Source organism: Lysinibacillus sp. NPDC048646 (genome assembly GCF_050272295.1).
Taxonomy (GTDB): Bacteria; Bacillota; Bacilli; order Bacillales_A; family Planococcaceae; genus Lysinibacillus.
Window position 1 is genome coordinate 59,694 of sequence record NZ_JBNNLZ010000016.1, and the last position, 19,294, is coordinate 78,987.

At 40.0% G+C, this 19,294-nt stretch carries 23 protein-coding genes; 19 read left to right on the forward strand and 4 right to left on the reverse strand.

The window, feature by feature from the left end; all coding sequences use genetic code 11:
• Nucleotides 1-36: 36 nt before the first annotated feature.
• Entirely contained in the window at nt 37-303 is a 267-nt protein-coding gene (locus tag ACQKII_RS16480) for a YqkE family protein (RefSeq protein ID WP_427461028.1), read from the forward strand.
• A gap of 109 nt (nt 304-412) precedes the next feature.
• On the opposite strand, the gene ACQKII_RS16485 is transcribed toward ACQKII_RS16480, so the two are convergent.
• On the reverse strand, nt 413-613 hold the full coding sequence (locus ACQKII_RS16485) for a hypothetical protein (RefSeq protein ID WP_427461030.1): 201 nt from the start codon (nt 611-613) through the stop codon (nt 413-415).
• A gap of 185 nt (nt 614-798) precedes the next feature.
• Here ACQKII_RS16485 and ACQKII_RS16490 point away from each other — a divergent pair, with 185 nt between their 5' ends.
• The gene (locus ACQKII_RS16490) at nt 799-1,326 is read left to right on the forward strand and encodes a GNAT family N-acetyltransferase (protein ID WP_427461032.1); all 528 of its coding nucleotides are present in this window, start codon (nt 799-801) and stop codon (nt 1,324-1,326) included.
• Nucleotides 1,327-1,548: 222 nt separating this feature from the next.
• On the forward strand, nt 1,549-2,052 hold the full coding sequence (locus ACQKII_RS16495; protein ID WP_427461034.1) for a GNAT family N-acetyltransferase: 504 nt from the start codon (nt 1,549-1,551) through the stop codon (nt 2,050-2,052).
• 174 nt (nt 2,053-2,226) lie between these two features.
• Here ACQKII_RS16495 and ACQKII_RS16500 read toward each other — a convergent pair whose 3' ends face one another.
• Both ACQKII_RS16500 and ACQKII_RS16505 read right to left on the reverse strand, forming a co-directional pair.
• Nucleotides 2,227-2,685, reverse strand: a complete 459-nt coding sequence (locus ACQKII_RS16500; RefSeq protein ID WP_427461035.1) for a VanZ family protein — start codon at nt 2,683-2,685, stop codon at nt 2,227-2,229.
• Nucleotides 2,682-3,581: an aldo/keto reductase gene (locus tag ACQKII_RS16505; RefSeq protein WP_427461037.1), complete on the reverse strand. Its 900-nt coding sequence runs from the start codon at nt 3,579-3,581 to the stop codon at nt 2,682-2,684. The genes ACQKII_RS16500 and ACQKII_RS16505 overlap by 4 nt, the downstream gene beginning before the upstream one ends.
• A 76-nt stretch (nt 3,582-3,657) precedes the next feature.
• Between ACQKII_RS16505 and ACQKII_RS16510 the strand changes: the two genes are divergently transcribed.
• The 12 genes from ACQKII_RS16510 (at nt 3,658) to ACQKII_RS16565 (ending at nt 14,989) form a co-directional block, all read left to right on the forward strand.
• Nucleotides 3,658-4,194: an NUDIX domain-containing protein gene (locus tag ACQKII_RS16510; protein WP_427461039.1), complete on the forward strand. Its 537-nt coding sequence runs from the start codon at nt 3,658-3,660 to the stop codon at nt 4,192-4,194.
• Between the two features lie 74 nt (nt 4,195-4,268).
• A complete protein-coding gene (locus ACQKII_RS16515; protein ID WP_427461041.1) occupies nt 4,269-4,781 on the forward strand; it encodes a hypothetical protein in 513 nt (170 codons plus the stop codon).
• A gap of 124 nt (nt 4,782-4,905) precedes the next feature.
• Nucleotides 4,906-5,370 (forward strand): Fur family transcriptional regulator, encoded by a 465-nt coding sequence (locus tag ACQKII_RS16520; RefSeq protein ID WP_143997847.1) that lies wholly within the window; start codon nt 4,906-4,908, stop codon nt 5,368-5,370.
• A gap of 238 nt (nt 5,371-5,608) precedes the next feature.
• Nucleotides 5,609-6,511, forward strand: a complete 903-nt coding sequence (gene xerD / locus ACQKII_RS16525; protein WP_427461043.1) for a site-specific tyrosine recombinase XerD — start codon at nt 5,609-5,611, stop codon at nt 6,509-6,511.
• An 87-nt stretch (nt 6,512-6,598) separates the two neighbouring features.
• The gene (deoB, locus tag ACQKII_RS16530; RefSeq protein ID WP_427461107.1) at nt 6,599-7,780 is read left to right on the forward strand and encodes a phosphopentomutase; all 1,182 of its coding nucleotides are present in this window, start codon (nt 6,599-6,601) and stop codon (nt 7,778-7,780) included.
• Nucleotides 7,781-7,793: 13 nt separating this feature from the next.
• Nucleotides 7,794-9,044: a thymidine phosphorylase gene (locus ACQKII_RS16535; RefSeq protein WP_427461045.1), complete on the forward strand. Its 1,251-nt coding sequence runs from the start codon at nt 7,794-7,796 to the stop codon at nt 9,042-9,044.
• A gap of 791 nt (nt 9,045-9,835) precedes the next feature.
• The gene (gene spoIIAA, locus ACQKII_RS16540) at nt 9,836-10,189 is read left to right on the forward strand and encodes an anti-sigma F factor antagonist (RefSeq protein ID WP_427461047.1); all 354 of its coding nucleotides are present in this window, start codon (nt 9,836-9,838) and stop codon (nt 10,187-10,189) included.
• A complete protein-coding gene (gene spoIIAB, locus ACQKII_RS16545) occupies nt 10,182-10,622 on the forward strand; it encodes an anti-sigma F factor (protein WP_427461049.1) in 441 nt (146 codons plus the stop codon). The genes spoIIAA and spoIIAB overlap by 8 nt, the downstream gene beginning before the upstream one ends.
• A gap of 10 nt (nt 10,623-10,632) precedes the next feature.
• The gene (gene sigF / locus ACQKII_RS16550; protein ID WP_427461051.1) at nt 10,633-11,403 is read left to right on the forward strand and encodes an RNA polymerase sporulation sigma factor SigF; all 771 of its coding nucleotides are present in this window, start codon (nt 10,633-10,635) and stop codon (nt 11,401-11,403) included.
• A 36-nt stretch (nt 11,404-11,439) separates the two neighbouring features.
• Complete coding sequence (locus tag ACQKII_RS16555; RefSeq protein WP_427461053.1) at nt 11,440-12,882, forward strand: spore germination protein; 1,443 nt, start codon at nt 11,440-11,442, stop codon at nt 12,880-12,882.
• A 215-nt stretch (nt 12,883-13,097) separates the two neighbouring features.
• Nucleotides 13,098-14,417, forward strand: coding sequence for a diaminopimelate decarboxylase (gene lysA, locus ACQKII_RS16560; protein WP_427461055.1), 1,320 nt, complete (start codon nt 13,098-13,100; stop codon nt 14,415-14,417).
• A gap of 200 nt (nt 14,418-14,617) precedes the next feature.
• Complete coding sequence (locus tag ACQKII_RS16565) at nt 14,618-14,989, forward strand: GNAT family N-acetyltransferase (protein ID WP_427461057.1); 372 nt, start codon at nt 14,618-14,620, stop codon at nt 14,987-14,989.
• Here the strand turns inward: ACQKII_RS16565 and ACQKII_RS16570 are convergent.
• Nucleotides 14,986-15,489 carry a DUF309 domain-containing protein gene (locus ACQKII_RS16570; RefSeq protein WP_427461059.1) on the reverse strand — a complete coding sequence of 168 codons (504 nt, stop codon included), beginning with the start codon at nt 15,487-15,489 and terminating at the stop codon, nt 14,986-14,988. The genes ACQKII_RS16565 and ACQKII_RS16570 overlap by 4 nt on opposite strands.
• A gap of 170 nt (nt 15,490-15,659) precedes the next feature.
• On the opposite strand from ACQKII_RS16570, the gene ACQKII_RS16575 reads away from it, so the two are divergent.
• The 4 genes from ACQKII_RS16575 (at nt 15,660) to ACQKII_RS16590 (ending at nt 19,008) form a co-directional block, all read left to right on the forward strand.
• On the forward strand, nt 15,660-16,439 hold the full coding sequence (locus tag ACQKII_RS16575; protein WP_427461061.1) for a segregation/condensation protein A: 780 nt from the start codon (nt 15,660-15,662) through the stop codon (nt 16,437-16,439).
• A complete protein-coding gene (gene scpB / locus ACQKII_RS16580; RefSeq protein ID WP_427461109.1) occupies nt 16,411-17,004 on the forward strand; it encodes an SMC-Scp complex subunit ScpB in 594 nt (197 codons plus the stop codon). The genes ACQKII_RS16575 and scpB overlap by 29 nt, the downstream gene beginning before the upstream one ends.
• A 247-nt stretch (nt 17,005-17,251) precedes the next feature.
• The gene (locus ACQKII_RS16585) at nt 17,252-18,292 is read left to right on the forward strand and encodes a D-alanyl-D-alanine carboxypeptidase family protein (protein WP_427461111.1); all 1,041 of its coding nucleotides are present in this window, start codon (nt 17,252-17,254) and stop codon (nt 18,290-18,292) included.
• 170 nt (nt 18,293-18,462) lie between these two features.
• Nucleotides 18,463-19,008: a hypothetical protein gene (locus ACQKII_RS16590; RefSeq protein WP_427461063.1), complete on the forward strand. Its 546-nt coding sequence runs from the start codon at nt 18,463-18,465 to the stop codon at nt 19,006-19,008.
• Nucleotides 19,009-19,294 lie beyond the last annotated feature (286 nt).

Below are 19,294 nucleotides of genomic sequence, written 5' to 3' on the forward strand. Positions count from 1 at the left end.
TGCAAAGGTGTAATTGAACTATAGAAGGTGAAATAAATGGGAAAAAAACGAAAACAGCAACAACGAGTAGCCGATGGCGTAACTGCTGGTTTACCAAAGCAGCAGGCAGTGACATTAGCCGATCAGCTTGGTGGTGATGTGCTTGCTAAGTTGAAAGCTGCAAAGCAAGATTTAACAGCGAAAGAGCAAGCAGCTGAGGAAGAACGCCAAGCTAAGTTAGTATTTGAGCGTAAGCAACGTGAAAAAAATAAATCGTTTGAGGAATTACTAAACGAATACGGTGGCAAAGGCTCGAAGTTCTAACGAATAACAGTGAATCCGAATAGGGATTCACTGTTATTTTTTTATCCGCTTTATCAATTGTTTTCATGTAAAGGTGCGTTCTTATAGGTCTCAGCTTTTGTTTTGTCTATTATTTTTCTTTGTTGGGTTGTTGATTTGTGTCGTAATTGGTTAGATTAATTTTATTTTTTATTTTTGCATCCCATTCAGCAGAAAATTCTTCATTTGGGTTATTGTCGGGGTTACTGTCATTACTAGTATTATTGTATTTGAAGATTTCAGAAGGGTTTTGCTTTTTTTCGTTCATCATCTTACTGTTATTTTTACGCATGGATTTTCACCTCCTAACGTTTAATGTGCTCACTATAGGCGGTTTTATGCTCAATGGTGGCATTTGATGATGACGAGAATAGGTAGTATTAAAAGATAATTGGTCAGTAATAAAGGTTTTTGACAGTATATATAGAATCAATAGAAAAGTTGGTAGAATAATGAAATCTTATAGGAGGAATAGAAATGTTTCCTACGCTAGAAACAGATAGACTGCTATTAAGGGAGATTAAGGAAGAGGATGCGCAGGGGATTTTTAATTGTTTCTCGAATAATGATGTCACAAGGTTTTATGGCCAAGATACATTGGAAAGTGTAGAACAAGCAGTAAAGATAGTGGAGTTTTTTTCGAAAATCTATACCGAAAAAAGAGGCATTCGTTGGGGAATCGAAATAAAAGGCAACAGTGGAATAATAGGTACAATCGGCTTTAATGCATGGCTTCCTAAGCATAAACGGGCTGAAATTGGTTATGAAATACATCCGGATTACTGGAGAAATGGTTTCACTACGGAAGCAGTAACAAGCGTTTTATCCTATGGTTTTGAGGCACTAGATCTAACACGTATTGGTGCTGTTGTTTTTATTGAAAACGAAGCATCCAACAAATTATTAACAAAACTGGGCTTTCAACAAGAAGGAATCTTGAGGGACTATATGTATCAAAATGGAAAAGCCCATGACACTTTTGTTTATTCAATGTTAAAAAGATAATAGGTCTGACGCAACGAATATGTTGGAAATATTTACAGTTGAACATATGAATGCTAAAATAAATAAACTTCAAATAGGGGATTACAGGTGTGTATCAATCCTTTATCCCTTCACTTTATGAAGAAAAAATTAATGGGAGACGCTGCCAATAACGTATAACTCTTTATAGATTAGTTTTTAGTCTTTGTTAGAAGACCTACAAATTATGATAGGAGAGCAAATATGATTGAATTACGTACAAAAAGATTAACATTAATCCCATTAAACGCTGCGCATCTGAAATTATTAATGGAGCATCAAAAGGGATTGGCAGTAGAGTTATCATTAAGTAAATCAGAAGTATTTCTTGATGAAGAACTTAGACAAGCATTGAAATTCAGACTTTCAAAATTATTGGAAGATGAGCGCAATTATATATGGTACACGAATTGGTTAATTGTCTTGAAAGATGAAAACTGTACTGTTGGTGGCATCATGATTAAGGGACTTCCAAATGAAAAAGGAGAAGTAGTAATCGGTTACTACACCCTTGTACCCTATCAAGGAAACGGTTATATGACGGAGACGATTGAGACGATGAAAAATTGGTTATTCAGTCAGCCTGATGTTAAGTATGTGATTGCGGATACTGAAAAAGACAATATTGCCTCACACAAGGTATTAGAAAAAGCAGGAGCAGAATTATTTAAAGAAACGGAAGAATTATATTTTTGGAGATTTTTTTGAAATATGTTGTCGCAAAGAAGGATAACGTTCTCATTGTGGTTGCTCTTAGCACCTAATGAAAGCAATGAACCTTTAAAAAAAGATTTGTGAATAAGAGAAAATGGGGCAGTCCTTCATCATGCGGACTGTCCCTTCTACTGTTAACATGAGCCGTTTTTTGACGATGTATCCACATCATGCCTTGCGTACTTTCCTCACTAGCACGACAATTCCAACAAAAACTAGGGCGCCAGCTGTGTCGACTGCTACATCTTGAGCACTCATCATGCGTCCGGGTGTAAAACTTTGGCGATATTCATCAAGCAAAGCAATAAGCGTTGTGCCAAAGAGAGCAACACCCGCAGCATATCGACGCTTACCCCATGCAAAATAGAGTCCAAGTGCTATACAGCCAAACCCAACAAAATGTGTGAGCTTACGGATTAAAAATTCTACAAATTTAAAGTAGCCACGTTCTTCAATAGAAACAACGGTGTCCCAATAAGGAATATGTAAGCGAGATAATTGTTGTTCAAAAGGCTTATTCGCCAAAATTTCCTCTAACTCAGGAATAATAGACTGCTGTTCGTATGTCATACTGGAGGATAGTATAAGTACGACTAAAAAAATGAGTAAGATAAACCATTTTTTCATCGGTGATCTTGATATAGTTCGGATTTTGTCAGTTCATTGGCTTTATAAAAATCCAGTATCTCCATAGATTTTTCATAGGCAGTAAGGGTTTGTGCAAGTTGCGCCTGTGAGCTTGCACCAATCACGGTTGAGGCGATAGTCGATTCTTTCAGATTAAACGCTAACGCTAGCGCGTGTAAATCGTCATAATGTGTTGCTAAACCTGCTAATGTCGTCGTTAACTCATCTGGCGTATATGAGTTATAGCCATTCCCAGGCTGTAAACGGTCTTGCCAAGTATTTGTCAATAAGCCTTTTGCAACGGTACCTCGCGTAACGACCGAAGCGCCTTCGCCTGCGATATAATCGAACCACTCTTCAGGACGACGGTCAAGTGCACTATACTGCATCATGATACTTTTCGCCGAACTTGCTGGTAAAAATCGCTGTAGCACGTTTGGTCGAACGGAAGAAATACCGTATTCACGAATCAGCCCATCTTTTTTCAAATCTTCAAATGTATTGATAATGCCATCCCAATCGTCTTCAATTGTGCCTCCATGTAGCTGATAGACATCAATATAATCGGTACCGAGTCGTTGTAAACTCGCATGTAGCGCTTTTTTTATATAAGAAGGAGAGGCATCCCAGTGCCAACCTTCCACACCTTCTGTCCAGCGATTGCCGACCTTTGTCGCTAAAATAATATCCTGCCGGCGTTTTCCTAAAGTTTCCCCAATGATTGTTTCGTTGACGCCCAAATCATATAAATCAGCTGTATCGAAATAATTGATCCCAGCTTCTAACGCCATATCGACAATGCCAGCTGCCCTCTCCTTATCTGTCGAAAGAGACATACCCCCTAAACTAATTTCTGATAGGAACAAATCGCTCGAGCCGAGTTGTCTTTTTTTCATGTCAATAACCTCCTTCGAATCTTCTACTTGTAATGGTACAATGAACGTATCTGAAGAACAAGCGAGGTTGGAGCCTATGAAAAAGTTTGAAGAAAAAACGATGCAGACAACAGCTATTTTTGACGGAAAAATTGTGAAACTACAGGTTGATGATGTTATTTTGCCGAATGGCAACATGGCAAAACGTGAAATTATTAAGCATCCGGGGGCGGTAGCAGTCATTGCTATTACGCATGAAGGCAAGCTCGTAGTGGTTGAGCAATATCGTAAAGCACTTGAACGTTCAATCATCGAAATTCCAGCGGGTAAGATTGAACCAGATGAGGAGCCGATTGTCACAGCACGTCGAGAATTAGAAGAAGAAACGGGTTATGGTGCAAAGGAATTTACATATTTACAAACTTTTGCAACGTCACCAGGCTTTGCGGATGAGGTCATCCATCTTTTTATTGCAAAAGATTTATACAAAATTGAAAATAAAGCACAGTTAGATGAAGATGAGTTTGTCGAATTACTAGAAGTTTCGTTGGAAGAGGCACAAGTAATGGTCGCAGATGAACGTATATATGACGCCAAGACAGCGTTTGCAGTACTTTGGCTTGGGCTACAATAAGTCAAATAATCTTTAGCATAATAGAAGCGGACGAGCATAAGCTGTACAAAACTTGATAGAAAAGGAGCATGCTTATGTCTCGTACGGTTTCTATATTTTATCACGCATCGATTGTTGCAGTGAGCTTCGTTTGTGGCGTCATCTGCTTTCATATTATTGGTGGGGCGAATGCAGAACCTTTTATTTTGTTTATAGAACCACGTTTAGCAGATGGGGACAAGCAGTCCATTTTTCGTTTAATATTGCCTGTTGCTGCTTCCGTTGTTATTGTGCTATTGCTTGCAACACATAGCGTGCTGAAAGTTTTAGTGCGTATCACGGTCGCTATGCGCGCAACTTTTTTTGGTTTTAGTTCGGTATTTTTACTCCAAAAATTAGAAGCATTTTGGCTTTATACGATTTGGTGGTTCCCATTTCAACTCATCTATTGTATATTGTTGCTAGTCCTTTGCAATTTACTTGTTCCCGCCTGGTCAAAGCGAAAAATCGGGAAAAAGATGAATGGGCGGACAATTTTGTTGAATTTTATCGCATTTTTCATCATAATAGTTGCTGAGTTTATCGTAATATCGTATGTATTAAAATGATTAATAAAGTAGTAAAAGTGTAGCCACTGGTAAAAGTATGTAAGGACATATTTGAAATCTAATCACTATCTTGTAATAGGATTTACTCCTTTGGTATAATGGAATGAGTTTAGGGGGGCGTCACATGGAGAGCCGAATTGATCGCATAAAAAAACAGTTGCACAGTGCTAGTTACAAGCTGACGCCGCAGCGAGAAGCAACAGTTGCTGTATTGCTTGAGCACGAAGAGGACCATTTAAGTGCGGAAGATGTTTATCTTTTAGTAAAAGATAAAGCGCCTGAAATTGGTTTAGCTACTGTCTATAGAACGTTAGAGTTACTAACAGAGCTCAAAGTTGTCGACAAAATCAACTTTGGCGATGGCGTATCGCGCTATGATTTACGCCAAGAGGGAGCCGCGCATTTCCACCATCATCTTGTGTGTATCGAATGTGGTGCTGTTGATGAAATCCAAGAAGACTTACTTGAAGATGTGGAAGCCGTTGTTGAAAAGCGTTGGAACTTTATCATAAAGGACCACCGACTAACTTTCCACGGTATTTGCTGGCGCTGTCATGATAAAAACGACGAAAACGATGAAGAACAATAACGAGAAGCTGTCTGATGAGATCTAGGAATGGATTGAATCAGACAGTTTTTTGTTTTGTCAAAAAGCATGCACCCTTCTAGGTCAGTCAGGGAGTCAATTGCTTTATAGAGAACTAGGCGTCAATAGCAATGACGCTTAGTTGCGGGCAGGATTGTCACAACGGATAGAAAGCGTTTTTAGCACTTTTCTTAATATGCGTGCTAAAATAGAGAATAATTGACAGTAAGGGGGCGTTGTGATGAATGAATTTCACTATGCAATAGAGGATTATATCCATTTTATCCAAGTTGAGCGGCAATTATCTATTAATACATTAGCATCCTATCGCCGAGATTTAGAAAATTATGTACAGTTCTTACAGGAAGCTGAGGGAATGGCTGATTTCCGCAAAGTGGAACGAACGACTATTTTACGCCATTTAGAGCAGCTACGTATGCAAGGCAAGACGAGTCGTACTGTCGCCCGCCATATTTCTTCCATTCGTAGTTTTCATCAATTTCTGCTTCGTGAAAAACGCACAGAAACAGATCCAACAGTGCATTTAGAAATGCCAACAATTGAACAAAAGCTGCCGAATATCCTTTCTATTGAAGAAATCGAATCCTTACTGACTGCACCGAATCGTAGTAAGCCTCAAGGCGTACGCGATGTAGCGATGCTTGAGCTATTATACGGCTCAGGGATGCGTATTAGCGAACTGATTGCACTAGATTTAGCCGATATCCACCTGACAATGGGCTTTGTCCGTGTTTTTGGCAAGGGGGGCAAAGAGCGTATTATACCACTCGGTAAAAGTGCCCTTTCAGCATTAAGTGCGTATTTAGATGGCGCAAGAGGTCAATTACAAGGGAAATACCCAAAAACAGATGCGTTTTTTATTAATCAAAGAGGGACACGTTTAACAAGGCAAGGTTGTTGGAAATTAATGAAGGAGCATGCACTAAAGGCAGGCATCCAGCATGAGTTAACACCGCATACATTGCGCCACTCTTTTGCTACACATTTAGTGGAAAATGGTGCGGATTTACGAGCGGTACAGGAGATGTTGGGACACGCTGATATATCTACAACACAAATCTATACACATATTAGCAAAACAAGACTATCAGAGGTATATAAGCAATTCCATCCACGCGCGTAATTATTTTTACCTTAGTCGGATGTCTGACCTTTATTTTTCACTGGTTTTTGGTAAAATAGAGTCGTGAAGATTAGGAGGCAACAGATGATGAATAAAACGTTTAAAAAAATCCACGTAGTGGTTATGGACTCAGTTGGTATTGGTGAAGCACCAGACGCTGCAAACTTTGGAGATGTGGGCTCACATACATTGGGGCATATCGCTGAAAAAATGAATGGGCTTACAATGCCAAATATGGAATCGTTCGGTTTAGCGAACATCGAGCCATTACAAGGGATGCAAGCAACCAATGCGCCGAAAGCGTACTACGGTAAAATGCAGGAAGCCTCAGTCGGTAAAGATACGATGACTGGACACTGGGAAATCATGGGGTTGAATATTGATAAACCATTCAAAGTGTATCCAGATGGCTTCCCAGCTGAGCTTATTGCGGAGCTTGAAAAACGTACTGGTCGTAAAGTACTGTGCAATAAACCTGCAAGTGGTACACAAGTTATTGAGGATTTTGGACAAGAGCATATGGAGACAGGGGCATTGATTGTCTATACATCTGCTGACCCTGTACTACAAATTGCTGCACACGAAGAGATAATTCCACTAGAGGAATTATATGAAATTTGTGAAATTGCTCGTGCATTAACTTTGCAACCTGAGTATTTAGTTGGTCGTGTCATTGCTCGTCCATTCATTGGTACACCTGGAAACTTTGCGCGCACACCAAATCGTCACGATTATGCATTAAAACCATTCGGTCGTACAACGATGAATGCATTGCAGGATGCAAATTTAGACGTAATTGCTATTGGGAAAATCTCTGATATTTTCAATGGAGAAGGTGTAACAGACGCTATTCGTACAAAAAATAATATGGACGGTATGGATAAATTTGCGGAGGTTGCACGTCGTGATTTTCGCGGGATAAGCTTCTTAAATTTAGTAGACTTTGATGCGAATTTCGGCCATCGTCGTGATCCACTTGGCTATGGCAACGCGTTACAAGAATTTGACGCGCGTCTTCCAGAAATTTTACAGGCAATGACAGCGGACGATTTACTGATGATTACGGCAGACCACGGAAATGATCCAACATTCCCTGGGACAGACCATACACGTGAATATGTTCCATTAATTGTCTATTCACCTCGTTTTAAAGGTGGTCGTGAGCTTGCATTACGAGAAACTTTTGCAGATATTGCAGCAACTGTCGCTGAAAACTTTGACGTCGAAGCACCACCATTTGGTAAAAGTTTCTTGAATGATTTAAAATAAGGGGGATTTTCCTATGAATATGACGCAACTGTTTGAAAAGAAAAAGCAAGGCAAAGAGCTTACGCAAGCTGAAATAAAATACTTTGTAGAAGGCTACACAACAGATTCTATTCCGGACTATCAAGCGAGCTCCCTTTTAATGGCCATTCGTTTATTAGGGATGACTGATGAAGAAACATTTTATTTAACGAAAGCAATGATTGAATCAGGTGATGTAATTGATCTAACATCGATTGACGGCTTTAAAATTGACAAGCACTCTACTGGCGGTGTGGGTGATAAAGTAACGCTTATTGTGACGCCAGTTATTGCTTCGCTTGGGATTCCTGTGGCAAAGTTTAGTGGTAAAGGCTTAGGTATTACTGGCGGTACAATCGATAAATTAGAATCTATTCGAGGTTTTAAGACGGAGCTTTCGTCACAGGAATTTATCGATAATGTCAATAAACATAAAATTGCGGTTGCAGGTCAAACAGGCAATCTCGTGCCTGCCGACAAAAAACTCTATGCATTACGAGATGTGACGGGTACTGTCGATTCTATTCCTTTAATTGCAGCATCGATTATGAGTAAAAAAATCGCTAGTGGCGCAGATGGTATCGTACTAGATGTGAAATGTGGCTCCGGTGCGTTTATGAAGACGGAGGAAGAAGCGAAAAAATTAGCGAATGCGATGACAGCGATTGGTGAAAAGCTAGGCCGTAAAGTAGTCGCTCATATTAGCGATATGGATAATCCGTTAGGAAAAATGATTGGTAATAAGCTCGAAGTAGCGGAAGCGCATTCTTTACTTAGCGGTCGTATGGGCGAAACACACGAAGATTTACTAGAAGAATGCATCATTATTTCTTCACTTATGTATCAGGTTGCAGCTGGAGAGAACGAAGCGGCGGCAACAGCAGCTGTTAAACGAGTGTTAGAGGATGGCTCTGCAGTTGCAAAATTTGAGGAATTTATCGTGGCTCAGGGCGGTGATTTAGCAGATATCGTTCAAAATGACACAGCGAATAAGGTGGCTGTGAAAGCTGCTACAAACGGTGTTGTGGAAACAATTAATGCTTTATTAATCGGTGAGGCAAGCGTTGCACTTGGTGCAGGTCGTTTAACCAAGGAATCTGCACTTGATTATGATGCAGGTATTCAACTTGTAGCCAAAAAAGGCGATGCTGTAAAGACGGGCGAAACCATTGCTTATTTATATTCAAATCGTCAAATCGATGGTGAAACAATTAATAAAGTACAGAACGCCTATACGATTGCCTAAATAATATTGAACGAGAACTCTTCTTAACTTAGAAGGGTTCTCTTTTTTTGTGATTTGACGGTATTCGCTTTTGCTCCGCGAGTTCGCGGGTAAACAGGCACTCTCCGCGGGAAATTGCCCTAATATCGCGGGTAAACAGGTACTCTCCGCGGGAAATTGTCTTAATATCGCGGGTAAACAGGTACTCTCCGCGGGAAATTGTCCTAATATCGCGGGTAAACAGGCACTCTTCGCGGGAAATTGCCCTAATATCGCGGGTAAACAGGCACTCTTCGCGGGAAATTGTCCTAATATCGCGGGTAAACAGGCACTCTCCGCGGGAAATTGCCCTAATATCGCGGGTAAACAGTCACTCTCCGCGGGAAATTGCCCTAATATCGTGGGTAAACAGGCACTCTCCGCGGGAAATTGTCCTAATATCGCGGGTAAACAGGCACTCTCCGCGGGAAATTGCCCTAATATCGCGGGTAAACAGGCACTCTCCGCGGGAAATTGTCCTAATATCGCGGGTAAACAGTCTCCCTCTACAGGTATTTCACAGTTCTTTAAAAGTCTCCTTTCCTTCATTAATTTCAATCCTTGAACGCAATAAAATCTAACCTCCTGACCAGTATTCATGCAAAAAGTGTGTCCCACGTTTAAAATATCTTCATTTATCCCATACTGCACATAACCTAAAAAGCCATAAGTATGTCGATTTAACACTATTTCGGAAGACTTTGCACTAGTTGTGTCAGTTGCAAGGAATCACCGCATAGAACGTAGAATTGCACGAGGAGGAGGCGATGTTCATGCATTTTCAAATTGAAATGGTAACAAGAGAGACAGTAGTTATACGTTTATATGGGGAGCTCGATCATCATGCAGTAGAACAAATTCGAGCAAAAATTTCTTCAGCAATTTTTCAAGGTGCTGTATCGACTATCATTTGGAACTTAGAGGGACTGTCCTTTATGGATAGTTCGGGAGTCGGCTTAGTGCTGGGTCGAATGCGTGAGTTAGAGGCTATCGCAGGACGAACGATTTTATTGAATCCATCGCCGACAATGCGAAAAGTATTCCAGTTTTCAGGCTTAGGTCCGTGGATGATGGATGCAACCGAAGAAGAGGCGATTGAGCGAGTAAGGGGGATTGTAAATGGATAACGAAATGACATTAACATTTTTAGCAATTAGTGAAAATGAAGGCTTGGCACGAATAGCTGTGACAGGCTTTATCGCACAATTAGATCCAACGATTGATGAGCTATCGGAATTTAAAACGGTTGTCTCGGAGGCTGTTTCTAATGCCATTATTCACGGTTATGAAGAGGACGGTAAAGGCGTTGTTACAGTTCATGCAAAACGTGAGGATGATATTGTAACTGTGTCTGTTATGGATAATGGAATGGGCATAGAGGATGTGAGTCGTGCCATGGAACCGTTGTTTACAACGAAAAGCGCGATGGAGCGTTCGGGTATGGGCTTTACAATTATGGATAGTTTTTCTGATCAGTTGACAGTAATGTCTAAGTGGCAAGAAGGTACAACTGTAACGTTTACGAAGAAATTTTACTCGGTTCGCACAGCGGTCATGTGAGGATGCTAACATGAAGCCATTAGAACAGTCGTCCGATAAGCTATTGTCACAGGAAGAAATGCGTGAGTTAATTGCGCTTTCACAGCAGGGCGATCATGAGGCTCGTAAACGAATGATTGAAGGAAATACGAGGCTTGTGTGGTCCATCGTCCAACGCTTTACAACAAGGGGCGTAGAGCTCGAGGATTTATTTCAAATTGGCTGCATTGGACTCATGAAGTCGGTAGATAAATTCGATTTATCGTATGATGTGAAATTTTCAACATACGCGGTACCGATGATTATTGGGGAAATTCAGCGTTTTTTAAGAGATGATGGTATGGTGAAGGTTAGCCGCTCCATTCGGGAGCTCAACTTTAAAATTCGCCATGCAACCGATGAATTTATCAAGAACAATGAACATCCACCGACCATTCAGGAAATAGCACTGGTGCTGGGTGTCACTGCTGAAGAAATTGTGACGGCTTCTGATGCCCTAAGGGATCCTGCTTCCTTACATGAGCAATTGTATGAGAGTGAAGGGGATTCCATCACCTTAATGGATCAAATGAAGGATGAGAAATCCGAGCAGCCGTTTGATTATATACCTCTAAAAGAAATGCTCACACGACTTGATCAAAGAGAGCAATCCATTATTTATTTGCGCTATTTTTCTGATTGTACGCAAACGGAAATAGCAAACAGGCTAGGTATTTCGCAAGTGCAAGTATCGCGGTTAGAGAAAAAGATACTGGCACAATTAAAGAGCTGGATGGCCACGAGTGCTACAGTCGAGGAGTAGGTAGTAAAAAAAGACATCTAAGAAAATGGTGACAGCATGACAAATAAACTATTTAACAACTTAGAAGAAGCCGAAAATTTTCTTAAAGAACAATTTGGGGACGGCGAATCATTTGACGTTGGCATCAAACATTTATTTGTCAAAGATTTGCCGGTCCTTTGTGCATATATTAGTGGACTTGTGGATGGAGAAGCCTTAACGCAATTACTCTCTAGTATGTTGCCTGATGAAGAGGTAGATATTGAAGATGAGCAGGAATATTTTGAAGTTTACTTCAATTTTCACGGTCGTTCCGAAGAAACAGAGCGCAAAGCCTACTTACTTGCTATTTTAAGTGGGCAAGTAACATTTATAACGAAAAGTGGTTACTGTTATGTGGCTGAACTTCGAAATTATCCAGGACGTTCACCAGAGGAACCGGATAATGAAAAGGTTATACGTGGTTCAAGGGATGGCTTTACTGAAGGGATATCACAAAATACGGCTTTGATTCGTCGACGAATTCGTAATAGTAATTTACGTTTCGAGCTACATAAAATATCCAAGATTGGTCAAACCGATGTTGCACTGGCGTTTATAAAGGATATTGCGAATGATGAAATGCTCGATAAGATACGACAGCGTCTTGGACAAATTAATCATGATGGACTAACAATGGCTGATAAATCACTAGAAGAGTGGCTATTTAAGCAAAAGTTCCACCCCGTGCCATTCGTACGTTATACGGAACGTCCTGACATTGCAGCTGCGCATTTACTCGAAGGGCATGTGGCTATTTTGGTGGATACCTCACCTTCAGTTATTTTAGTACCTGTAACAGTTTTTCATTTACTGCAGCATGCTGAGGAGTATAGGCAGGCGCCTGCAGTTGGGACATTTGTTCGATTTATGCGCTACTTTGGGACAATAATGGGTTTGCTATTATTGCCTTTGTGGTATTTATTTGTAACACATGAATCATTATTGCCTGAATCACTATCATTTTTAGGTGCGCAGGAAAAGTCTAATGTCCCAATTTTACTGCAAGTGTTGATTGCAGATATTGGGATTGAATTCTTGAGGATGGCCGCCATTCACACCCCGTCACCTTTATCTACTGCGATGGGGTTGGTTGCGGGTGTCATTATTGGGCAGATTGCCATTGATGTTGGACTTTTTTCTTCAGAAGTTGTGTTATATACAGCTGTAGCCGCAATTCTTACATTTATTATACCGTCATACGAGCTAAGTATTTCCATCAAGCTCTTTAGGTTGGTGTTATTAATAATGACAGGTATTTGGGGTGCAGATGGTCTATTTATTGGATTATTTATTTTATTTACGTATTTATGTTCACTGCGTCCACTACAAGCGCCGTATTTATGGCCACTTGTCCCGTTCTTCCCAAATGCCATGCTTCGTGTGCTTGTCCGTTTCCCAATGACAGCCGATGCACTAAGACCATATGTAGTCGCTTCCAAACAGCGAAAAAGGTCATAGGAGCCGTTGCACTCGTTTTTTCCATGTGATAAAGTTCACATATAGTATTTTGTGATTTTTGCAAAAATTATCTTTATTCAGTAGATGTTTTTGCGTGCGAAGGCGAAGTCTCAACATATATGATGATTTGTGCAAACACAATTCATCATTTGGACGCAATACCGCCGGGCTGTATCGATCACAGGATGGAACGATGTGAAAAGGGAGAGATGCACATGCATTTATATGGAACACAAGCGATTTCTGAAAATGGTCATTTAACAATCGGACAGGTAGACACACTTGAGCTTGCGAAAGAATACGGTACACCACTATTTGTATACGATACTGCGCTTATTCGTAAGCGTGCACGCGGCTTTATAGATACGTTTAAAAAACTAGGCGTAAAAGCAGAAGTAGCTTACGCTTCAAAAGCATTTGCATGTGTGGCTGTGTATCAATTAGCGGCAGAAGAAAATCTATCATTGGATGTTGTTTCAGGTGGAGAATTATTTACCGCGTTAAAAGCGGGATTCCCAGCCGAGCGTATACATTTCCATGGTAATAATAAAAGCATTGCCGAATTAGAATTAGCCTTTGACTCAAAAATTGGTTGTATCGTCGTAGATAACTTCTACGAAATCCAGCTTTTAAAAGAAATTTCAGAGCGCCGTCAGCAAAAAGTGCGTATTTTATTGCGTGTTACACCAGGTGTTGAGGCACATACGCATGATTTCATTACAACAGGACAGGCGGATTCTAAATTTGGCTTTGACTTAAATAATGGTCAAGCAGACGAAGCATTCCAGCAAACATTTAACCATGAATACTTAGAGCTTCTGGGCTTACACTGCCATATTGGCTCTCAAATTTTCGATACAGCTGGCTTTGGCTTAGCGGGTGAAAAACTAATCGATAAAATTTCTGATTGGCACAAGGCTCACGACTTTACTTGTACTGTGTTAAACTTAGGAGGGGGCTTTGGTATTCGTTATACAGAAGAAGATGCACCGCTTGAGCCACAAGTATATGTAGAGGATATGATTACAGTTGTTAAAAACAAAGCAATTGTACTAGGTCTAACGATGCCAGAAATTTGGATTGAACCAGGTCGTTCTCTTGTTGGCGATGCAGGGACGTCACTTTATACAATCGGTTCACAAAAAACTGTACCAGACGTGCGCAAATATGTTGCGGTCGATGGCGGGATGAGTGACAATATTCGTCCAGCACTTTATGATGCAAAATACGAGGCGGTCATTGCAAGTAAAGCAAATGCACCGAAAAGTGAGACGTACACAGTGGCTGGGAAGCTATGTGAATCAGGCGATAAATTGATTATTGATGCTAAACTGCAAGAAGCAGCTTCAGGCGATGTACTAGCAATCTTTTGCACAGGCGCGTATGGGTACTCAATGGCGAGTAACTACAATCGTGTTCCACGTCCAGCGGTGGTGTTTGCTGAAAATGGCAAGCATCAATTAACGATTAAACGTGAAAGTTATGAAGATATTGTACAAAACGACCTCCCGCTAACGTTAAAAAAGGGTGAGTAGAATTTGAGAAAAAATAAATGGGTATTACTTGCGTCCATTTCAACTTTTATTTTGTTGTGGGGCATTGTTTATTGGGTGTTAGCTTCAAAAGGTATTCTCGGACCTGGTTCGTAAGACAGAAATTGACTTGCGGTAAAAGTACAAATCGTGTAGGATAGTCAAAGATTATGTACAGCTAGAAAAAGAGGGAATAGACAAATATGTTAATTCGATATAAAAAAGCTTTCGAGAAAATAGCGATGGGGCTACTCTCGTTTATGCCTAACGAAAAAGACATAAAAAAGCTCACAGAGACAATCCAATCTTATGAAAATAATGATAATTGGGTGTTATATTTATGGAAAAAGAATGATGAGTATGTTGGTATCGTTGGTATTGTAACAGATAATGATTCAGCAACGATTCAGCATGTTTCCGTAATCCCTTCTTACAGAGGAGAAGGCGTAGCGAAGGAAATGCTACAAGAAGTGGCAGAACTTGGTCAATACGAAAATGTGCGCGCAACTGATGAAACACGTGAATTTGTTCGGAAATGTATACAATGTAATGATGAAAAAGCAGACGAGTGTTAACGTCTGCTTTTTCTTTGTTTACTTTCTTGGCGCTCAGCAAGAATATGTGAGCGATCACGAAGCATATGTTTATGAAGAAGATAGTCGTGACTATTTAATGGTAAAAGTTGTATGCGTGCAGTAGTTAGCTCATGCAATGTTGGTGTGATCGGTAGTTGAAAAGCTTGAAAGGACTTGCCCATTTGAATAGTAGTGATTGAATCCTTTAGTAGTGTGAGAAGCTTTTCGTAGTCAATTTCAGAAAAAAAGACATGACGCACATTGTACTGAAAATTATACAGTGCTTTTTGCAAGATTCGGACTGCGCCAGTAGAATTGCCACGTCGCCAATGATAAAGACCTGTTGCGAGCTGTACATAACCAACAAGTGGATGATTTTTATCACCTGGAGCAATGTCTTTCCAATACTCCTCTAATACTTCGTGGCATTCGAAATAATCTCCATTACCATTGAAATAAGCACAGTAGTCGATAAATAAAGTATGATGCTGTGGATGCATTTTGAACTCCTTTCCACTATACTAAAACGTGAACTTAACTTTATGCAGTTGGTTTTTAGGCTCATATTGCATAAAATTGAAGCTTCCAACTGCTGTCGTAGTTGTTTTTTCACAGGAAGCGACGACAACTATATGGAGGCGTAATTGAAAGAATGTCAGGGTGGTAAACAATGTCTTATGAAGTAAAATTAGAAGCCTTTTCGGGGCCTCTTGATTTATTATTGCATTTAATTCACAGATTGGAAATTGATATCTATGATATTCCAATGGCTGAAATTACACAACAATATATCGACCATATACATGCTATGCAGGTACTGGAATTAAATGAGGCGAGTGAGTACTTAGTGATGGCCGCGACGCTTTTGGCCATTAAAAGCCGTATGTTGTTACCGATTCATGAAGGAGAGCTAGAGGATGCCGAATTAGAAGTTGACGGACCTGACCCTCGTGAGGAACTGGTACAGCGATTAATAGAGTATAAGAAATATAAAGAGGCGGCAAGCAACTTACAAGAGCTTGAGTCAGATCGGGCACAGGTGTTTACGCGACCACCAGCAGACTTATCTGGATTAGCTTCAGATGAGCAAATGGCGTTATTTGATTTGAACGTCAATATTTATGATATGCTTGGGGCTTTTCAAAAGCTGATGCGGAGGAAGAAATTAAAAAAGCCACTGAAGACGACAGTTGCTAGGCAAGAGCGTTCAGTGAGAGATCAAATGCGTTCTGTTGTTCATTCATTACGTGCGACAGGTGGACGTGCGTCATTTTTCGAGCTTTTCTCCTATGAGGATAAGCCAACGCTAATTTTGACGTTCTTATCTCTGCTTGAATTGATGAAACGCCAAGTAGTTATTGTGCAGCAGGACGGTAATTTTGAAGAACTAACGGTCACATTACAGAAGGAGGAATGGGATGATGACGAAAACAATGATGCTACAAAGTAGAATAGAGGCTTTATTATTTGTCGTTGGAGATGATGGCTTAACCATTAAACAATTAGCGCTATTATTAAGTGAGGCGGAAGAACTTGTCGCACAAACAATGGATTCATTGCGTACAGCATATGACGAAGATTTAACTAGAGGTATTACGATAAAAGAAATTGCAGGGGTATATCAGCTAACGACAAAGCATGAGCTAGCGGATACAATTCAAAGATTAGTAGAGAATCCAACCGCGCAATCATTGTCCCAAGCTTCACTGGAAGTATTGGCTATTGTGGCATATAAGCAACCGATTACACGTGTGGCCATTGAGGATTTACGGGGCGTAAAATGTGAAAGACCACTGCAAACACTCGCTTCTAGAGGGCTTGTCAAAGAGGTTGGCCGGTCAGAAGGAACAGGGCGTGCAATTTTATATGGCACAACAAAAGAGTTCTTAAATTACTTTGGTTTAAATAGTATTGAAGAAATGCCTCCGCTACCTGAGGAGGAACAAGGTGAAACAGAGCAAGAAACCGATTTATTTATGACGAAATTCCAAGAAACATTTAGTGTTGCAAAGTAACATAAGAAAAATAGTAAAGAGAGCAGTTATCCTGACAAGTGTTGACCACAAAAAATGTTCCTTTAGAGGAGATGACCCTATTGTGTTGAACGCGCGAAGTGAGCATGGATTTTTCGACTTTCATCCGAAAATTTTTTACGACCTCAGGTGAATCATGCTTTGGTCTAAACAGTAATAAGAACCAATACTTTCAAATCATTTAATAAGGAGTGGCTCGTTGCTTCGGTTAGTACGTTTTATGGTGTTGATGTTGTTAGTGGGATTCTTGATATTTCCGGAAAACGGCTTAGCAAGAGGTGGTAGCGGACATGTCGTCTTGGATGGTGATACTGGTCGTGTGTTAAAAGGTGTAAATTATGATGCACGACTGCCTATTGCGAGCTTAACGAAAATTTGGACGGCTCTTGTCGCTATTGAAAATAGTGACCTTCAAGATGAAGTGGTCATATCACCGAACGCTGCGATGGCTGAGGGTTCATCCATTTACTTGCAGGCAGGTGAAACAGTTACGGTAGAAACACTGTTATATGGTTTAATGCTACGTTCAGGAAATGATGCGGCAACCGCATTAGCCGAGCACGCGGGGGGATCTGTTGAAGGCTTTGTTCGTTTGATGAATGAAAGGGCTGTTATTGCAGGTCTCACGAATACAGTTTTCATGAACCCGTCTGGTTTACATCATGATCAGCATTTATCATCTGCAAGGGATACGGCTGAAATGCTACGAGTGGCCCTTCAAAATAAAACCTTTGAAAAGATTGCATCAACGGTCTTATATCGAGCAAATACAGTAAATGGCATGCTGTGGGAAAATAAACATCGTTTATTACGAGAAGGTTCAGGGGTTGTAAGTGAAATAGATGATGAGACAGAGCAGCCTGTCAGTTCATTGAAATCTGCAACAGGTACGGCCTTTGCAGGAAAGACCGGCTTTACAAAGGTTGCTGGTCGCACACTCGCAACCGCCTTTCAAAAGGACGGGCAAACTTGTATTGTTGTGACATTAAATGCTTCGGATGACTGGAATGTACACCGAGGTTTAGCCAATTCAGTGTGGCAGAATTACAACATTGAGACGGTTGTAAAGAAGGGTAAATATAATGTGAACGATAAACTTGCCATTCGTTTAGAGCAACCGATTCGTTTGCAGTTAAACAAAGAGGAAAAAGCGGCAGTAAGGCAAGTACTACAGGTTTCTAGAAAACGGAAGGAAGCTGTACTTTCAATTTTTATCGGTGAAGAGCGCATCTATGCAACACCTGTAATTGTAGAATCGGCGGATCGTTAAAAGCGATGCGCTGATTTTTTGTTTAATTAACAAATAATATAAAAATTGGTAAAATAGATGAGTGTGATTTAAGGGAATTGTTTTCTAAATTTTTAAGATATTAACAGGGGGGGTGAAATAGTATAGCTAATAAGGCACTTACAAACAGTAAGCAATATCAAATCGGATTGATGATTATTTTATTTCTTTCAAGCTTTATTGCGCCTTTTATTTTGTTGTATCCAATTCAAGAGCTTTTTTATCGCCCGCAAGAGTATTTTCTTTTTGAGCCTTTTTTTAAAGCATATATTATTTTGATAGTAGTTTTAGTAGCGATGGCTCTGTTAATACTAGCAAATCTATTAGTGACCCCTCAAACAAAAAAAGGGAAGTATGTTAAACGTGGAATAATGGGCGCATCTTTAGTTCTGGCTGGAGCCTGTTTATTTTTATCTATTAATAACTATCAATTCATTGATACAAAAGGCATGCATATGAATCATTTTTTTAGTTTACAAGTGGATGTTACAAGCTGGGAAGCTATTGCGAGGGTTGAGCAAATAAATGTGAAAAAAAATGGTGTAACTGTACCAGATAAACTGATTTTCACATTACACGATGGTTCTACAATTGAACAACCTTTTACAAGCAAATTAAGGAAAGCTAAACAATCGATTAGTAGTGAATTGGGTAAGTATGGACTTACTATTGAAAATAAATTTAGTGAAAATGAATAATTTTGACAAGCTGCCGAAATGGCGGCTTTTTTATGCATTGAATGACCCTGAACATATACTTCACTAAAGTCATTCATTTTTGCGATATATGACATAATAAAAAACAGCGATTTGCTAGCTGTTAAATAGCGTATAGTTAGCAATAAATGAAGAACGGTGGGGTGAATTCTGCTAAAGATTGAGTACAAATCCTAGGGTTACCAGCAAATAAAAAACTATTTAGAATAATCGTATTACTTGTGTAAAATTAGTTTTCCTTTAATAATGAACAAAAGTATGACATAAT

What these genes read in the sequence shown, in the direction of transcription:
- ACQKII_RS16555 (WP_427461053.1), top strand. Translation starts at nt 11,440, where the DNA reads ATGACAAATAAACTATTTAACAACTTAGAAGAAGCCGAAAATTTTCTT.
- ACQKII_RS16535 (WP_427461045.1), top strand. Translation starts at nt 7,794, where the DNA reads ATGAATATGACGCAACTGTTTGAAAAGAAAAAGCAAGGCAAAGAGCTT.
- ACQKII_RS16570 (WP_427461059.1), bottom strand. Translation starts at nt 15,489, where the DNA reads ATGCATCCACAGCATCATACTTTATTTATCGACTACTGTGCTTATTTC.
- ACQKII_RS16505 (WP_427461037.1), bottom strand. Translation starts at nt 3,581, where the DNA reads ATGAAAAAAAGACAACTCGGCTCGAGCGATTTGTTCCTATCAGAAATT.
- ACQKII_RS16480 (WP_427461028.1), top strand. Translation starts at nt 37, where the DNA reads ATGGGAAAAAAACGAAAACAGCAACAACGAGTAGCCGATGGCGTAACT.
- ACQKII_RS16575 (WP_427461061.1), top strand. Translation starts at nt 15,660, where the DNA reads ATGTCTTATGAAGTAAAATTAGAAGCCTTTTCGGGGCCTCTTGATTTA.
- lysA (WP_427461055.1), top strand. Translation starts at nt 13,098, where the DNA reads ATGCATTTATATGGAACACAAGCGATTTCTGAAAATGGTCATTTAACA.
- ACQKII_RS16520 (WP_143997847.1), top strand. Translation starts at nt 4,906, where the DNA reads ATGGAGAGCCGAATTGATCGCATAAAAAAACAGTTGCACAGTGCTAGT.
- ACQKII_RS16485 (WP_427461030.1), bottom strand. Translation starts at nt 613, where the DNA reads ATGCGTAAAAATAACAGTAAGATGATGAACGAAAAAAAGCAAAACCCT.
- ACQKII_RS16585 (WP_427461111.1), top strand. Translation starts at nt 17,252, where the DNA reads ATGTTGTTAGTGGGATTCTTGATATTTCCGGAAAACGGCTTAGCAAGA.
- sigF (WP_427461051.1), top strand. Translation starts at nt 10,633, where the DNA reads ATGAAGCCATTAGAACAGTCGTCCGATAAGCTATTGTCACAGGAAGAA.
- ACQKII_RS16515 (WP_427461041.1), top strand. Translation starts at nt 4,269, where the DNA reads ATGTCTCGTACGGTTTCTATATTTTATCACGCATCGATTGTTGCAGTG.
- spoIIAB (WP_427461049.1), top strand. Translation starts at nt 10,182, where the DNA reads ATGGATAACGAAATGACATTAACATTTTTAGCAATTAGTGAAAATGAA.
- deoB (WP_427461107.1), top strand. Translation starts at nt 6,599, where the DNA reads ATGAATAAAACGTTTAAAAAAATCCACGTAGTGGTTATGGACTCAGTT.
- spoIIAA (WP_427461047.1), top strand. Translation starts at nt 9,836, where the DNA reads ATGCATTTTCAAATTGAAATGGTAACAAGAGAGACAGTAGTTATACGT.
- ACQKII_RS16590 (WP_427461063.1), top strand. Translation starts at nt 18,463, where the DNA reads ATGATTATTTTATTTCTTTCAAGCTTTATTGCGCCTTTTATTTTGTTG.
- ACQKII_RS16495 (WP_427461034.1), top strand. Translation starts at nt 1,549, where the DNA reads ATGATTGAATTACGTACAAAAAGATTAACATTAATCCCATTAAACGCT.
- scpB (WP_427461109.1), top strand. Translation starts at nt 16,411, where the DNA reads ATGACGAAAACAATGATGCTACAAAGTAGAATAGAGGCTTTATTATTT.
- ACQKII_RS16500 (WP_427461035.1), bottom strand. Translation starts at nt 2,685, where the DNA reads ATGAAAAAATGGTTTATCTTACTCATTTTTTTAGTCGTACTTATACTA.
- xerD (WP_427461043.1), top strand. Translation starts at nt 5,609, where the DNA reads ATGAATGAATTTCACTATGCAATAGAGGATTATATCCATTTTATCCAA.
- ACQKII_RS16490 (WP_427461032.1), top strand. Translation starts at nt 799, where the DNA reads ATGTTTCCTACGCTAGAAACAGATAGACTGCTATTAAGGGAGATTAAG.
- ACQKII_RS16565 (WP_427461057.1), top strand. Translation starts at nt 14,618, where the DNA reads ATGTTAATTCGATATAAAAAAGCTTTCGAGAAAATAGCGATGGGGCTA.
- ACQKII_RS16510 (WP_427461039.1), top strand. Translation starts at nt 3,658, where the DNA reads ATGAAAAAGTTTGAAGAAAAAACGATGCAGACAACAGCTATTTTTGAC.